This window comes from Blautia sp. OF09-25XD, from assembly GCF_003482095.1.
Classification (GTDB): domain Bacteria; phylum Bacillota; class Clostridia; order Lachnospirales; family Lachnospiraceae; genus Fusicatenibacter; species Fusicatenibacter saccharivorans.
Genome location: NZ_QUMG01000018.1, coordinates 14,366 through 29,487, shown reverse-complemented (window position 1 = coordinate 29,487; position 15,122 = coordinate 14,366). Strand labels below are relative to the sequence as shown.

12 protein-coding genes and 2 pseudogenes are annotated in these 15,122 nt (G+C 50.3%); 5 read left to right on the top strand and 9 right to left on the bottom strand.

From position 1 onward, the window contains the following. Nucleotides 1-285 precede the first annotated feature (285 nt). The 5 genes and pseudogenes from murC (at nucleotide 286) to DXA93_RS13695 (ending at nucleotide 8,280) form a co-directional block, all read left to right on the top strand. Nucleotides 286-1,676, top strand: a pseudogene (murC, locus tag DXA93_RS13715) (UDP-N-acetylmuramate--L-alanine ligase). Nucleotides 1,677-2,212: 536 nt separating this feature from the next. After that, entirely contained in the window at nucleotides 2,213-3,376 is a 1,164-nt protein-coding gene (locus DXA93_RS13710; protein ID WP_117509923.1) for a DnaD domain protein, read from the top strand. A 21-nt stretch (nucleotides 3,377-3,397) separates the two neighbouring features. Then, on the top strand, nucleotides 3,398-4,396 hold the full coding sequence (locus tag DXA93_RS13705; RefSeq protein ID WP_055219220.1) for an ATP-binding protein: 999 nt from the start codon (nucleotides 3,398-3,400) through the stop codon (nucleotides 4,394-4,396). Further along, complete coding sequence (locus tag DXA93_RS13700) at nucleotides 4,393-5,583, top strand: ribose-phosphate pyrophosphokinase (RefSeq protein ID WP_022463223.1); 1,191 nt, start codon at nucleotides 4,393-4,395, stop codon at nucleotides 5,581-5,583. Before DXA93_RS13705 ends, DXA93_RS13700 begins: the two co-directional genes overlap by 4 nt. Before the next feature lie 264 nt (nucleotides 5,584-5,847). Then, complete coding sequence (locus DXA93_RS13695; protein ID WP_118720378.1) at nucleotides 5,848-8,280, top strand: GH36-type glycosyl hydrolase domain-containing protein; 2,433 nt, start codon at nucleotides 5,848-5,850, stop codon at nucleotides 8,278-8,280. A gap of 89 nt (nucleotides 8,281-8,369) precedes the next feature. Here the strand turns inward: DXA93_RS13695 and DXA93_RS13690 are convergent, their stop codons facing one another. The 9 genes and pseudogenes from DXA93_RS13690 to DXA93_RS13660 form a co-directional block, all read right to left on the bottom strand. Beyond that, on the bottom strand, nucleotides 8,370-9,149 hold the full coding sequence (locus tag DXA93_RS13690; RefSeq protein ID WP_055226710.1) for a tRNA threonylcarbamoyladenosine dehydratase: 780 nt from the start codon (nucleotides 9,147-9,149) through the stop codon (nucleotides 8,370-8,372). A 45-nt stretch (nucleotides 9,150-9,194) separates the two neighbouring features. After that, nucleotides 9,195-9,650, bottom strand: a complete 456-nt coding sequence (locus tag DXA93_RS13685) for a threonine/serine exporter family protein (protein ID WP_055265624.1) — start codon at nucleotides 9,648-9,650, stop codon at nucleotides 9,195-9,197. Then, nucleotides 9,647-10,093 (bottom strand): threonine/serine exporter family protein, encoded by a 447-nt coding sequence (locus tag DXA93_RS20100; protein ID WP_330425962.1) that lies wholly within the window; start codon nucleotides 10,091-10,093, stop codon nucleotides 9,647-9,649. Before DXA93_RS20100 ends, DXA93_RS13685 begins: the two co-directional genes overlap by 4 nt. A 54-nt stretch (nucleotides 10,094-10,147) precedes the next feature. Continuing rightward, nucleotides 10,148-10,428, bottom strand: a pseudogene (locus DXA93_RS20095) (threonine/serine exporter family protein); the annotation flags it as partial. Then, on the bottom strand, nucleotides 10,425-11,786 hold the full coding sequence (locus DXA93_RS13675; protein WP_118720396.1) for an MATE family efflux transporter: 1,362 nt from the start codon (nucleotides 11,784-11,786) through the stop codon (nucleotides 10,425-10,427). The gene DXA93_RS13675 and the pseudogene DXA93_RS20095, both read right to left, overlap by 4 nt. 142 nt (nucleotides 11,787-11,928) lie before the next feature. Continuing rightward, nucleotides 11,929-13,029: a hypothetical protein gene (locus tag DXA93_RS13670; RefSeq protein WP_119208574.1), complete on the bottom strand. Its 1,101-nt coding sequence runs from the start codon at nucleotides 13,027-13,029 to the stop codon at nucleotides 11,929-11,931. Next, a complete protein-coding gene (locus tag DXA93_RS13665) occupies nucleotides 12,987-13,418 on the bottom strand; it encodes a helix-turn-helix domain-containing protein (RefSeq protein ID WP_119208573.1) in 432 nt (143 codons plus the stop codon). Before DXA93_RS13665 ends, DXA93_RS13670 begins: the two co-directional genes overlap by 43 nt. A gap of 189 nt (nucleotides 13,419-13,607) precedes the next feature. Next, nucleotides 13,608-13,730, bottom strand: coding sequence for a hypothetical protein (locus DXA93_RS18985; RefSeq protein WP_256372656.1), 123 nt, complete (start codon nucleotides 13,728-13,730; stop codon nucleotides 13,608-13,610). After that, nucleotides 13,727-15,112 carry a serine hydrolase domain-containing protein gene (locus DXA93_RS13660; RefSeq protein WP_119208571.1) on the bottom strand — a complete coding sequence of 462 codons (1,386 nt, stop codon included), beginning with the start codon at nucleotides 15,110-15,112 and terminating at the stop codon, nucleotides 13,727-13,729. The genes DXA93_RS18985 and DXA93_RS13660 overlap by 4 nt, the downstream gene beginning before the upstream one ends. Nucleotides 15,113-15,122: the final 10 nt, after the last annotated feature.

Below are 15,122 nucleotides of genomic sequence, written 5' to 3'. Positions count from 1 at the left end.
TTTATTATTTTTTTACCAGTTTTTGTCATTTCCCGTCGTTTTCATTTTGCAACATTGCATTTTGCACATGATCTGCTCCATAATGTTTATCTATTATTTTTTATTTCATTTTCATTTTCCTGTGCTTTTTTTCTTTTACTTTTCCGGCAAATACGTGTATACTATTAGCCAGAACAGTTCCGGCCGGATTCCGGGGAAACGGCTTTGGATTTTACTCTGTTCTTTCCTATGATTAATTGAGAAAATTTCCCCAATTCAGTGAAAAGACACATTGAAGGAGATACTATGTACGAAGTAGATTTCAGTAAACCAATCCATATACATTTTATCGGCATCGGCGGCATCAGCATGAGCGGCCTTGCTGAAATTCTTTTAAAAGAAAATTTTACGATTTCCGGTTCCGATGCAAAGGAAAGTGACCTGACCCGCCACCTGACTTCTCTTGGCGCGCAGGTTTTCTACGGCCAGAAGGCGGAAAATATCATTCCTGGCATCGACCTTGTCGTTTACACCGCAGCGATCCACCCGGACAACCCGGAATTTGCCGCCGCCAAAGCTGCCGGCATTCCGATGCTGACCCGTGCTGAACTGCTTGGACAGATCATGCGCAACTACAATACGCCGATCGCCGTTTCCGGTACCCACGGAAAGACGACGACAACCTCCATGCTCTCCCACATTCTGATGGCAGCCGACTGTGACCCAACGATTTCTGTCGGCGGTATTCTTCCGTCCATCGGCGGAAATATCCGTGTCGGCCATTCCGAAACTTTCCTGACCGAAGCATGTGAGTACACCAACAGTTTCTTAAGTTTCTTCCCGAAAATCGGCATCATCCTCAATATGGATGCGGATCATCTTGACTTTTTTAAGGATATTGATGATATCCGCCATTCCTTCCGCGAATTTGCCCGTCTGCTCCCGGCCGACGGCATGCTGATCATCAACGCCGATACGCCGAAATACGATTACGTAACCGAAGGCCTTGGCTGCAAAATTGTCACCTACGCGCTGGAGAATCAGGCTGTCGCTGATTATACCGCTGCCAACATCACCTACGATGAGTTCGATCACCCGTCCTTCGACTGCATCTGCCGTGGCGAGCTGCGCGGTCGCTACACACTGATGGTTCCGGGACTTCACAACGTTTCCAACGCCCTGGCTGCCATTGCACTGGCCGATGAACTGCAGCTGCCGGAAAACGCCATCCACGAAGGCTTTGCCACCTTCCGCGGAACCGACCGCCGTTTCCAGTATAAGGGTACATACCACGGAGCAAAGGTGATCGACGATTATGCGCATCATCCAACCGAAATCCGTGCAACGATGGAAGCCGCTGAAAACTGTGCGCACAGAACACTGTGGTGCGTCTTCCAGCCGCATACCTACACCAGAACGAAAGCGCTGCTCGATGATTTCGCTGCCGCTCTTTCCCTGGCAGACCATGTGGTTCTCGCCGATATTTACGCAGCCAGAGAAACCGATACGCTCGGCATCTCCTCCAAAGATATCCAGGAACGCATTGTAAAACTCGGCACTGCCTGCGAATATTTCCCATCCTTTGCGGAAATCGAAAACTATCTGAACGAAAATCTTGCCGAGGCGACATGCTGATCACCATGGGTGCCGGAGACGTTGTAAAAATCGGTGAGGAGCTTCTTGCTTCCGAAAAATAAAATCATTCTTTCGCTTTACCTGCTCCCTGTGGAAAATGGAGTTTTCCTTTTTTCCACAGGGTCTTTTTTTGCTCCGAATCCACACAATCTGTCTTTTCGCCAAATAGTTACGCACATTTTTATTCACAGCTATTTTCCTGTATTTTCGCCTGTTTTCAGAGTTATCCACATTGTCCACAATTTTATACACATTTTTACGATCCACACAATGTGGATTTCCTGTGTATAACTTTGTTTACATAACGATATCACCAGAAAGTCCTATACTTCCCTGTTTTCCTCCATTTTTCAACATTTTTGGTAGATGATAATATTTCACAAAACGGATTTCTCCACATTATCCACATTGTCCACAGTCCTTTTTCATCCACCGTGCCTTTTTCCCGGAATGTTTTTTCCGCAAAACACCTATTCACTTGTCGAAAATACTGTGTTATACTTGGTTGTGTATGAGAAGGCAAGACGTATAATAAAAAACAGATCGCTAAAAGTAAAAATCTGCCGCACGATAAGAACAGGATGGTGTAATTTTGAGTATGCTGACATTAAACAATGACTGCCTGGCCAGTGTGACTGCTGTGCCGGATCTTTTTCTGGAACAATATATGCCCGCAGCCAACGGAGAATTTGTAAAAGTGTACCTTTATCTGCTGAAGCTGGTCAAAGACCATCAGCAGGATTCCACTCTGTCATCGATGGCAGATTTTTTTTCCTGCACGGAAAACGATATCGTCCGGGCGCTGAAATACTGGGAGAAGCAGGGACTCCTCTCGCTCTCCTACACCACTGGGGAAAGCGTTCCGACCGGAATCGCCTTTCTGCCGCTTGTCCGGAAGGAAGAAAGCGGAATCCTTCCAACACCGGAATCCTCGATTTCCGGCCCGATTGCGGCTGCACCGGCTGTTTCTGCTGTATCCGTTGAAATCCCGCAGACGGAACAGACCCCGGCTCCATCACCACAGCCGGCCGTTTCTGCCCCATCTGCCTCTTCTCCGGCAGATGATCTTTCCAGTTCCGGTATTTCCGGACAGTCAGTAGAAAAAAAACACGCTCCCGGCAGCCGCGAAGAACTGCAGCACGTTCTTTACGTTGCGCAGACGTATTTCGGTCATCTTCTGTCGCCAACGGAAATCGAATGCATCATGTTTTTCTATGATGATCTCCACTTTTCCGCGGATCTTCTGGAATACCTGGTGGAATACTGTGTTTCGAAGGGAAGCACCAGCATCCACTACCTGAAAAAGGTAGGACTCGCCTGGCAGGAAAGCGGAATCCGCGATGTTGCCTCTGCCAAACAGGAGACCACGACATTCAACAAACATTACTACACAATTTTGAAAGCATTCGGCATCCGCAACCGCGCACCGGTGGAAAAAGAAGCCGAGATGATGGACCGCTGGCTGAATACCTACGGTTTTACGATTGATCTTATCACCGAAGCCTGTCAGCGCACCGTTTCCAAGATCGGCCAGCCGAGCTTCCAGTACGCGGAAGGCATTCTCTCCAAATGGAAGGAACAGGGCGTCCGCTCCATGGCAGACGTCGAACAGCGCGATGCGGAGCACCAGAAAAGGAAGAAAACCGCTTCTGATCAGAATGCGGCACGAAAAACCGCTCCTGCTGCTTCAAGTAACCGCTTCAACAATTTCCATCAGAGAGAATACGACTACCAGAAGTTAGAAGAACAGCTTCTGAAATAACGCCCGGAGGACGAAACAACTATGGCACTGACAAACCCGCAATACGATGCGATTATGCGCATGTACAACGAACGGCAGCTCCGCCACCAGAGAGAACAGCAGGAGCACATCCGCATTGCTTATGAAAAGATTCCGCGCCTTGCGGAAATCGACGCCGAGATTGCATCCCTCTCGGTTCGGAAAGCAAAAGCGATGCTGAACGGAGACGCTTCCATGGATCTCGACCTGAATGCTGCCATCCGTGACCGTTCCCAGGAACGCGCGGCGCTCCTTTCCATGCACGGCTACCCGGCAGACTATCTCGAGCTGACGTATGACTGCCCGCTCTGCCGCGACACCGGCTACATCAACGGCACGCAGAAATGCGCCTGCTTCAAAAAAGCTGCCGTCGATCTTCTGTACCGGCAGTCCAACGTGGAGGAGCTTCTGAAAGCCGAAAATTTCAGCCAGTTCTCTCTGGATTACTACTCGGACAGCCTGACCAGTACCGGAACACCGCTCACTTCCCGCGAGGCCGCTGCTGCCGCGCTCGAAAAAAGCCAGGCGTTCGTCCGCAATTTCGGCTCGTCGTTTGAAAATCTCTTCTTTTACGGCGACACCGGTGTCGGAAAAACGTTTCTTTCGCACTGTATTGCCCGCGAACTGATCGAGCAGTCGTTCTGTGTGATTTATTTTACTGCATTTGATCTGTTTGACCTGTTTGCACGCTACACCTTTTCCAGTTCAGAAGAAGCAAAAGACGCTCACGCCAATATCTTTGACTGCGATCTTCTGATCATCGATGATTTAGGTACGGAACTGACCAACAGCTTCGTCTCTTCCCAGCTCTTTCTCTGCATCAACGAACGCATCCTGCGGAAGAAATCGACGATCATCTCCACGAACCTGCCCCTTGACCGCTTCATGGAGACGTACTCGGAACGTACCTTTTCACGAATTTCAAGTAACTACACCATCATTAAACTTTTTGGAAACGATATTCGGATCCAGAAAAAACTTTTGGGAGGAACCAAAGCATGAGTAAGGGAACTGAAGGACATTTTGACACACTGCCAATCGGAAGACTGGGACTGATCCCGCTGAACAGCAGCGCCGCACTTGGAAAAAAGGTCGACGATTATCTGGTCAGCTGGAGAAAGGGACGCGGCAATGAATTTGCGGAAAAATATGTCGCTGCCTATGAAGGATATGAGCGTGACAGCTACATTATCCAGTCTCAGGTTCCGCGTTTCGGTTCAGGCGAGGCAAAGGGTATCATCAACGAATCTGTCCGCGGTGACGATATCTACATTCTGCTCGATGTCTGCAACTACAGCCTGACCTATTCTCTGTGCGGCTACACCAACCACATGTCTCCGGACGACCACTTCCAGGATCTGAAGCGTGTCATCGCAGCCATCGGTGGAAAAGCCCGCAGAATCAATGTCATTATGCCATTCCTGTATGAGAGCCGCCAGCACAAGAGATCTGGAAGAGAGTCTCTCGACTGCGCACTTGGTCTGCAGGAGCTGACTGCTATGGGCGTAGAAAACATCATCACCTTCGACGCTCACGACCCGCGTGTCCAGAACGCGATTCCGCTGCATGGATTTGAAACCATCCAGCCGGCTTACCAGTTCATCAAAAACATCCTGCGCAATGCACCGGATATGAAGCTCGACAAGGATCATCTGATGGTCATCAGCCCGGATGAGGGCGGTATGGGCCGTGCTATCTACATGGCAAACAACCTCGGTGTTGACATGGGTATGTTCTACAAACGCCGCGACTACTCTACCATCATTGACGGACGCAACCCGATCGTTGCCCATGAGTTTCTCGGTGCTGATGTCAAAGGTAAGGATATGATCATCATCGACGATATGATCTCCTCCGGCGAGAGTATGCTGGAAGTTGCCAAACTCTTAAAGGATCGTGAGGCACGCAACATCTACATGTGCTCGACCTTCGGACTGTTCACCAGCGGACTGGAGAAATTCGACAAGGCTTATGAGGAAGGACTCTTCACAAAAGTTCTGACCACCAACGTCGTATACCAGACACCGGAGCTTCTCTCCCGCGAGTACTACATCAGCTGCGACCTGAGCAAATATATCGCTCTCATCATCGACAAGCTGAATCACGATGCCTCCATCAGCGGACTGCTGGATCCGGCGGATCGTATTCAGAAAGTTATTAAGAAATTTAAGAATCACGAGAAGATCTGATATTCCAGGGTTCAAAGTTCGAAAGCTGTTCGTGCTTGCACGATAAAGCGTTCGAATTTGGAACCCGCCAAACATGAGGACGTAGCGCCAGCGGATTCCGAATATTTGCAGAATCGCGGAACAATTCGTGAATATCCACAAACGCCGAAACTGTCACGAAAACGGTTTCGGCGTTTTTTTTATATTTTTAGCAAATTCTTGCTAGTTTTTTCTTTTTTCGGCTGTATAATGAAATTACATTGTACGACGAAGGAGGTATCACACATGCAATTTGGACATTTTGATGATGCGAAAAAAGAGTATGTCATCACAAGCCCGAAGACTCCGCTTCCGTGGATCAACTATCTGGGATCTGAGAACTTCTTTTCTCTGATTTCCAATACCTGCGGCGGATACAGCTTCTACAAGGACGCAAAACTTCTGCGTCTGACCCGTTACCGTTATAACGATACGCCGCTCGATCAGAACGGACGCTACTACTACATCAAGGACGGCGATACCGTCTGGAACCCGGGCTGGCAGCCGACCCAGACGCCGCTCGATTCCTACGAGTGCCATCATGGCCTTGGCTACAGCCGCTTTGTTTCTTCCAAAAACTTAGTTGCCGCTGAACTGACCGCTTTTGTTCCGCTGGCAGATTCCTGCGAAGTAAACCGTCTCATGCTGACCAACAACGGCACCGAAGAAAAAACACTGGCTCTGACTTCTTTTGTAGAGTTCTGCTTCTGGAACGCCGTGGACGATATGACCAACTTCCAGAGAAACTTCAGCATCGGCGAAGTTGAGATTCAGGGTTCTGAAATTTACCACAAAACTGAGTACCGCGAGCGCCGCAGACATTACGCTGTTTATGCAGTCAACTGCCCGATCGACGGATACGATACCGACCGCGACGCTTTCCTTGGCGCTTACCGCGGAAATGACCGCCCGGAGACCGTTCTGCGCGGCACTGCAGGCAACACCGTCGCCAGCGGATGGGGTGTGATCGGTTCCCACCACATCGACGTTACCTTAAAACCAGGCGAGTCCCGCTCCTTTATCTTTGTTCTCGGCTACTGTGAGAATGCAGCGGATGACAAATGGGAAGCTCCTGGCGTGATCAACAAAAAACCGGCAAAAGAGATGCTCTCTCACTATCAGACCGACGAGCAGGTTGACGCAGCACTTGCAGAGCTTGCTTCCTACTGGGAAGGCCTGCTGGCAAAATATGCGCTCTCCTGTGCAGATGAAAAACTGGGACGCATGGTCAACATCTGGAACCAGTATCAGTGTATGGTTACCTTCAACATGTCCCGTTCTGCATCCTACTTCGAATCCGGCACCGGCCGTGGTATGGGCTTCCGTGATTCCTGCCAGGATCTGCTCGGCTTCGTTCATCTGATTCCGGACCGCGCAAGAGAGCGTCTGCTCGATATCGCTGCTACCCAGTTTGAAGACGGAAGCGCATATCACCAGTATCAGCCGCTGACCAAGAAAGGAAACATGGATATCGGAAGCGGCTTCAACGATGACCCGCTCTGGCTGATTGCCGGATGCGCCGCCTACATCAAAGAGACCGGAGATTTCTCCATTCTCGATGAGCAGGTTGATTTCGACAACGATTCCACCAAGGCACAGCCTCTGATGGAGCACCTGAAACGTTCCTTCGACTTTACCGTAACCCATCTCGGACCGCACAAACTGCCGCTCATCGGCCGTGCAGACTGGAATGACTGTCTGAACCTGAACTGCTTCTCTGCAGAGCCGGGCGAACCGTTCCAGACGACAGGACCTTCCGAGGGACCAGTTGCTGAGTCCATTTTCATCGCCGCTATGTTCGTGAAATACGGCAAAGAGTACGCAGCCATCTGCCGCCGCAGAGGCAATGAGGAAGAAGCTGTTTACGCAGAAAAAGAAGTCGAAAAAGTTTACCAGGCAGTCCTTGATGCAGGCTGGGACGGCGAATGGTTCCTGCGTGCTTATGATGCAGCAGGCGAAAAAGTCGGCTCCAATGAATGTGAGGAAGGTAAGATCTACATCGAGCCGCAGGGCTTCTGTGTTCTTGCTGAAATCGGTGTCAAAGAAGGACTGGCAGAAAAAGCCCTGACTTCTGTCCAGAACATTCTGGAAACCAAGTACGGCGTTGTTCTTCTGCAGCCGGCTTACACCAAGTATTACCTGAATCTTGGTGAGGTTTCCTCCTATCCGCCGGGATACAAAGAGAATGCTGGTATCTTCTGCCACAACAACCCATGGATCTCCATCGCTGAGACCGTTGTCGGCCACGGAAACCGCGCATTTGATCTGTACCGCAAGATCTGCCCGGCTTACATTGAGGACATCAGCGAGATCCACCGCACCGAGCCGTACGTCTACTCTCAGATGATCGCCGGAAAAGACGCTGCTCACTTCGGTGAGGCAAAGAACTCCTGGCTGACCGGTACTGCCGCATGGACTTTTGTCAATGTTTCCCAGTACATCCTCGGCATTCAGCCGGATTACGACGGACTTTCCTTAAATCCGTGTATTCCGTCCGATATGGAAGAGTTCAAGATCCGCAGATACTTCCGCGGTGCATGGTATAACATCACCTTCCAGAATCCGGAGCACAGGGAGAAAGGTATTTCTTCCCTCACGGTAAACGGAACCGCAGTAGAAGGAAATCTGATTCCGCTCACCGAAGGCTGCACCGAATATGATGTTGTTGCCGTAATGTAATTTTTCAAATTTCAAATCTCCATAAACACAAGGCGAGCCCCGGAAAGCACAACTGCTTTTCCGGGGCTCGTCCCTTTTATTCTTATTTTTTACTGCAGCTGCCGTCTCTCTCTGACACCGGAAAGATCTTTGATGACCTCTCCCGCCAGAATCAGTCCTGCTACGGACGGCACAAACGCTACGCTGCCCGGGATATCACGCCGCTCCGTGCATTTTCTTGCAGCTCCCGGAGGACAAATGCAATTTGTCCGGCAGCTGATGCTCATATCCTCAAGCGGACGGAGGGATTTTTCCTCTGAATAGACCACTTTCAGTTTCTTCACGCCGCGTTTTTTCATCTCACGCCGCATGACCTTTGCCAGCGGACACATGTTCGTTTTATAGATATCCGCCACGCGGAACTTCGTCGGGTCCAGCTTGTTTCCAGCTCCCATACAGCTGATGACCGGCACATTGCACGCTTTGGCGCGCATGATAATCTCAATCTTCGCTGTCACGGTATCAACAGCATCCACCACGTATGAATACTTCGAAAAATCAAAATCGTCCGCATTTTCCGGCAGATAAAAGCATTTGTATACCTCTACCTCCGCTTTCGGATTGATATCCAGAATGCGTTCTTTCATTACGTCTACTTTATATTTTCCGACACTGCTTCTCGTCGCAATAATCTGACGGTTGATGTTGGTGAGGCAGACCTTATCATCGTCTACCAGCACAAAATGGCCGACACCGCTTCTTGCCAGCGCCTCTACGGTATATCCGCCTACGCCGCCGATACCGAAAACGGCAACGGTTGCATTCGCCAGAAGATCCATGCTCTCCTGTCCGAGCAGAAGCTGTGTTCTGGAAAACTGATTCAATGCCATTTGTTTTCCTTCCTCCTTGTTTATAATCTCTACTACAATAATAGGTTATTTGCTTTTGTCTGTCAACACCTTACGGAACCAGCTCTGCGGAAACTCAAAAACAAGGAGAATGCCAAGCACAATCGCAACTGCATCCTTCAGTGTCAGAAATCCTCTTGCACCGGCGCGCTCCAGATCATTGGTTACCACGTAAAAAGCAGTCCAGTAGATGCCGCTTCCCGGCACCAGCGGGAAAATACCCGCAATCAGAAATACCGTTACCGGGCAGCGCTTGTACACCGCAAAGCTGCGCGACAGAAGGATGACGAGCACCGTTGCAAAAAAGATGGATACCGGCTCTGTCGTATGCGGGAGGAACAGTTTGTAGCAGATCCAGCCGCAGGCACCTGCCAGTCCGCAGTACAGGTAGTATTTCCGCGGCACCTGGAACAGCAGCGCAAACGCAATCGTTCCGACGCAGGCTGCAAAAAATTCCGCAATTAAACGAATGGTATCACTCATAGCTGCAGCCCTCCCGCCAGTTGATGATATCCTGTGATAATCAGTCCGACGCCAAGCGCAATACAGAATGTCACAAGCAGCGCATCGAGCATCCGCACGGAACCAGCGATGTAGTCCTGATCCGCAATATCACGGATGGCGTTCGTGAAATTGACACCGGGCACCAGCGGAATAATCGAACCGATGATGACCTTGTCCAGATGATGGCCGATCCCCGCCTGATACAGAAAAACGGCAATCAGTGTGACAAGCGCGCCGCCGGAAATATTCGTCGCAATCTTTGACATTCTGCCGCGCAGCAGGTACAGCAGATAGAAGTACAGAACAAAGCCCGACAGAAACGCTACCATGCTGTCCACCACATCGCCGCCGAACAGAAAACAGAAGCACGCGCTTCCGACACCGGATGCAAGCACCTGGTGCCATCTTGGTTTGTCCGGCATCCGCTGAATGTCGAGCAGCCAGGCCTTCGCCTCTTTCGGCGCGTGCAGCCCCTCCTCGATTTCGCGGGAGAGCTGGTTGACTGCCGTTACCTTGTCGAGCCGCGCCGCCGACAGCGGAATGTGACGCACGCGGGCAAATTCCTGCTTTTTCCACTCTCAGCAGTCAGGAAAATACCACTGCTCAACACAAACGCATCGCTGGAGTTGACGCCATACGCCCGCGCAATGCGGTCGATCGTCTCCTCCACACGGAAGATTTCCGCGCCGCTCGCCAGCAGGATGTCTCCCGCCAGCGATGCCACATCAAGCGCTTCTCTCGTCGATTCTGCGTTCATCCTTGTTTTCCTCCTTTTTCAAAGCCGTATACCCATTTTCCTTTCAAAAACAGATACAGGAAAATGACAGAACTGATACTCCAGGTCAGCGGGTAAGCCCAGAAAATCACGCGGATATCCGGGATCAGCCGGACCGTCACGGTAATGTAGCTGACGCGGAACAGGCACCAGACGCAGAGCATGACAACCATGGGAACCGAAGCGTGCCCGGAACCGCGGAGCACAGCCGCGATGCAATGAGAAAATGCCAGCAGAAAATAAAACAGTGCAATCGTTCTCGCCTGCATCACGCCGCAATGGACAACGGCCGGATCGCTGTTAAACGCCGCAATCAAAGTCGGTGCGGCTGCATAGATCACAAACCCGATCAGCTCGGCGATGGTAATGGAACAGAGAATGCCAAACCGCGCTCCTTTTTTCGCCCGGTCATACTGTTTTGCACCGAGATTCTGGCTGACAAACGTCGTTAATGCCATCGTAAAGCATGTAACCGGAAGGAATGCAAAACCCTCGATTTTTGCATATGAACCGCAGCCTGCCATCGCCATTTTCCCGAATGCATTGATGTTCGTCTGCACGAAAACGTTTGCGATCGAAATAACCGAGTTCTGGAAACCGGACGGCACACCGTTGCGGATAATCTCGCCAAGCGCCCGGCCGTCGAAACGGATTTTGCGGATATGAAGACGATACTCTTCCTTCGTCCGCAGCAGATGGATCATGCAGAGAATCGCGCTTGTGAACTGGGAAATGACCGTTGCAAGCGCCGCCGCACCGACCCCCATGCCAAGCCCTCCGATAAAAAGCAGGTCGAGCACAACATTGATGCACGACGATACGATCAGATAGATCAGCGGGTGACGGCTGTCGCCAACGGACTGCAGGATGCCGACGAAAATGTTATACATGATAAAACCAAGAGATCCTGCAAAATAGGTACGGAAATATTCGACGGACTGCGGCAGGACATCGGACGGTGTTCCCATCAGCACAAGGATTTTCGGCGCCAGATACATGCCAAGCACAGTCAGCGCTACACCGGCCGCCAGGCCGAACGCCACGGTCGTATGGATCGCTTTCTGCAGATCTTCCCGGTTTTTCGCTCCGTAATACCTTGCAATCACGACACCGGCGCCCATTGCGATACCGTTAATAAAACCAACCATCAGAAAGATCAGATTGCCCGAAGAGCTGACCGCTGCCAGTGCATTGCTTCCCAGAAAATTTCCTACAATCAGCGAGTCGGCCGTATTGTACAACTGCTGGAACAGATTACCAAGGAACAGCGGGATCGCAAACAGAATCATCTTTTTTGAAATACTGCCCTCCGTCATTCTTGTTTTACTTTCTGTACTCATTCGTAAAAACCCCCATTTCTTTTTCGTACAGTCAAAACCGGTCATCCGCAGGTTCCCGCCCGGTGCGTGTCCAGCCTTCTTTTCAGCAGACACGCACCGGAACTCACCCGAGATGACCGGTTTGGAAATATCCTTTTTTCTATTATATCGAACCTTCTCTGGAATGACAAGCCACAAATTCATGCAGAATGGCTTCGACACGTCCCAGCATCTCCTCTTCCGTGCAGAGTTCTTCCGGTTTCATGGATTCCAGGTAATCGTAGAATGCCATAAGAATGCTCGGTTCCCGGATGCTGAGGTAAATCAGCCGCTCTGTCCGCGTCTGGAACAGAAGATAGCCCTCGTTTGCATTGACCGAAATATTCAGCGCATGCTCTGCTCTCTCTTTCGTTTCCCGGATCATACGAAGATTCGCGCGATCCCGCAGCGCCAGAAAGCGGCGGATCAGGGCAATACGCTCGTCAAAGTCCAGCGGAGAATAGCACTCTTTTGGATACTCATCCACGCGGCCCGTGTCCAGGAAACTTTTGACGCCGTCCTCTGAGAAAAACATCGTCGTTTTTTCATCCAGCACCCGTGTCTGCATCACCTTTGCATACTGCGCAACCGCCTGTATCATCTGATCTCGCTCCGGCATTTCTTTTACAAGATGGTGTTTCAGCATTTCCGGTGTCAGAAGTCCGGAAAGACACGGCATTCTCTGGAAGAAATACCGCGGGGAATCTGATGCGATAAAGCGACGAATCAGTGTTTCCGTATAGCCAAGCTGGGACTGTACCGTGTCAAGACGTTCAAACAACGGCTCCGACTGTTTTAAATAGCCTTCAAACATCTCGCGCATCATCCGCAGCGTCGTCTCCTCCCGGAACAGAATTGCATTCTGGTAATCGGCACTAAAAGCAAGCGCACAGTGCTCCGTCAGGATGAGGTACGGGAAAAGGCGGAACTCATTCAGCCGCGCCGCCACATTGTCGTAATAGTACCGCGCACGGTAATCGCATCCACAGGCACAGATCGGTAGAATTTTCTGCAGACAACTCAGGTTGTAATTTTTCCGCATTGAAGTTAGCTTCTCGTTGTTGTTCATACAGAACAGATGGTGAATCGTCAAATTCGGGTTCTGTTCTCCGAGAACCTGCAGAAGTTCCATGGCAAAATCGAAGTCCGGCTGAACCAGAACGGAAATTTTTCCGTTTTCTTTTACAGCTTCGCCGGAAAACAACTGTAAAATTGCATGCCGCACATGCACTGCGCCCTGAAAGGGAATCTCTCCTCTACCCCCCCCCCGCTCATTTCCATTTTCGCAAGTTCCTTTTCATAAAAGATATGCTCTTTTCTTCCCTCGCGGCGGCTAAATGTTTCAATCAGTTCTCCGACCGATTTGCGCCGGTAATAAACCTCTTCACCCATCTGGGTAATGTAAAATGCATCCATGAAATCTGTTTTTTCCCGTGGTGTCAGCTGCATGAACTGTGCCATCTTCCGCACAACATCCTCCCCGGATGGATTTCGTTTTCCATTGATGATCTTATACATGAAAGAACGATCGAGTCCGCAGAACTGTGAAAGCGGGTAGACCCCGACATCCTTCATAGTGATATATTCGGATAATAAATCTGAAAAAACTGACATAGAGCCTCCTGTATTTTTATCTTTTGCGTCGCTCTTTTTCCAAGATATTCAAAATTTTACCATATTCAGAAAGAATCGGCAATTCTTCTCTCAGACTTTGCATATTGTTTTCTTTCTTTTACAGGATTTTCTCACGCCTATGCAAAAACCGGCGGAAAATTCCGCCGGTTTTTCTCTCTTTCGATCCATTTAATCTTCTTTTAATCCAAATACAGTCAGTGCCTGACGCGGTGAAATACCGAGTCCCCCAACGCTGATCAGCGTATCCTCTGCCTCTAACAGCAGCTTTTCCTCCTGGAATCTGACGATCATGCGGCCGCGCTTAGGCCATCCATCCGGCGAAGCTCCATCTCAAGCGTGTTGACGGTACGCCATGCAGCGGATCCTGCGTAAATATGGCCGTCTGCTTCACTGTAGGCGAAATCCCGGCGCATGGAGAGGACAAATTCCTTTTCTTTCCCGCCTTCTTGTACTTTCCAGTACATCTTATCGCAGCCAAAAGCGAATCGCATCTCCTGAATCGGGCTTGTCTCCAGCGAAAACAGGCCGCTTCCGCCGATCAGAATTTCTGCGGAATCCGGCAGCTGCTGGTTCCCCATCAGCGGGGCAGATACATAAACATGCTTACTTACCTTTTCTTCCATAAACGGATTTCTCGTTCCTCTGCGCGGCGGCAGAGCCAGATCTGCGGTACGCGCTTTTACTGCATCGGCAAGTGGGGACGGCGGCATCTCTCCTGCCTCTTTCTTCACATACGGGATCAGTTCCTCCTGCAGTGCACTCAGCTCCTCCTGCGTCTGTTCTGTTGCTGTTGTCAGGATCACAATCAGATCGAGATCCGGGAACGCAACGCCGAACTGACCGTACGCACCATCTGCGCGGAAGGAACCCGGATAACGGCACATCCAGCACTGATAGCCGTAGCCCTGCGCCCAGTCTTTTACGTGGCCTTCCGAATCGCCCTCCGTCTCAATCTGCTTGCGGCAGGCGCGTTCAAACCAGTCTTTTCGAAGCAGCTGCTTTCCTTCCCACTCACCCTGTCTGGACAGAAAATACGTGAATTTTGCCATATCCTCCGTTACCATCTTCATACCGCCGCCGCCAAGCTCCGTTCCGTCTCCGAGCAGCGCACAGGTAAGGGATGTGATGCCAAGCGGCTCCAGCAGACGGGATTTCAGAAATTCTGTGACGTTCTGTCCCGTTTTTTTCCTCAGAACGGCAGCCAGCATGTTAGTTCCGGCTGTATTGTATTTATAAAACGTTCCCGGCTCATGGAGCACCGGATGATGAAGAAAGGTAGAAATCCAGTTTTCGGAATTGTCCATAATCTCCGTCTCGTGACCACAACCCATAATCAACAGGTGATGCAGCGTGATTTTTTTGAGATTTTCGGATGGATTTTCCGGCAGCAGGTCCGGAAAGATATCGACAATTTTCTCATCCAGCGATAAGATTCCCTCCTGCTCTGCAAAACCAATCGCCGTTGCTGTCAACGATTTGCTGAACGAATACAGTGGATGACGAAATTTTTCATCATACGGCTTCCACCAGCCCTTCGCTGCACACTGTCCATGGCGGATCACCATAAAGCTGTGCAGCTCAATCTGGTTCTCTTCGATTCGGTCGAGAAAATTCAAAATTCCTTTGGAGCTGATTCCAGCTGATTCCGGTGTCACATCTTTAAAGTATCCCATTTTGCTTTTC

What these genes read in the sequence shown, in the direction of transcription:
- DXA93_RS13710 (WP_117509923.1), top strand. Translation starts at nt 2,213, where the DNA reads ATGCTGACATTAAACAATGACTGCCTGGCCAGTGTGACTGCTGTGCCG.
- DXA93_RS13705 (WP_055219220.1), top strand. Translation starts at nt 3,398, where the DNA reads ATGGCACTGACAAACCCGCAATACGATGCGATTATGCGCATGTACAAC.
- DXA93_RS13685 (WP_055265624.1), bottom strand. Translation starts at nt 9,650, where the DNA reads ATGAGTGATACCATTCGTTTAATTGCGGAATTTTTTGCAGCCTGCGTC.
- DXA93_RS13660 (WP_119208571.1), bottom strand. Translation starts at nt 15,112, where the DNA reads ATGGGATACTTTAAAGATGTGACACCGGAATCAGCTGGAATCAGCTCC.
- DXA93_RS13675 (WP_118720396.1), bottom strand. Translation starts at nt 11,786, where the DNA reads ATGAGTACAGAAAGTAAAACAAGAATGACGGAGGGCAGTATTTCAAAA.
- DXA93_RS13695 (WP_118720378.1), top strand. Translation starts at nt 5,848, where the DNA reads ATGCAATTTGGACATTTTGATGATGCGAAAAAAGAGTATGTCATCACA.
- DXA93_RS18985 (WP_256372656.1), bottom strand. Translation starts at nt 13,730, where the DNA reads ATGATCGTCAGATTCCAGGAGGAAAAGCTGCTGTTAGAGGCAGAGGAT.
- DXA93_RS20100 (WP_330425962.1), bottom strand. Translation starts at nt 10,093, where the DNA reads ATGCCGGACAAACCAAGATGGCACCAGGTGCTTGCATCCGGTGTCGGA.
- DXA93_RS13700 (WP_022463223.1), top strand. Translation starts at nt 4,393, where the DNA reads ATGAGTAAGGGAACTGAAGGACATTTTGACACACTGCCAATCGGAAGA.
- DXA93_RS13690 (WP_055226710.1), bottom strand. Translation starts at nt 9,149, where the DNA reads ATGGCATTGAATCAGTTTTCCAGAACACAGCTTCTGCTCGGACAGGAG.
- DXA93_RS13665 (WP_119208573.1), bottom strand. Translation starts at nt 13,418, where the DNA reads ATGTCAGTTTTTTCAGATTTATTATCCGAATATATCACTATGAAGGAT.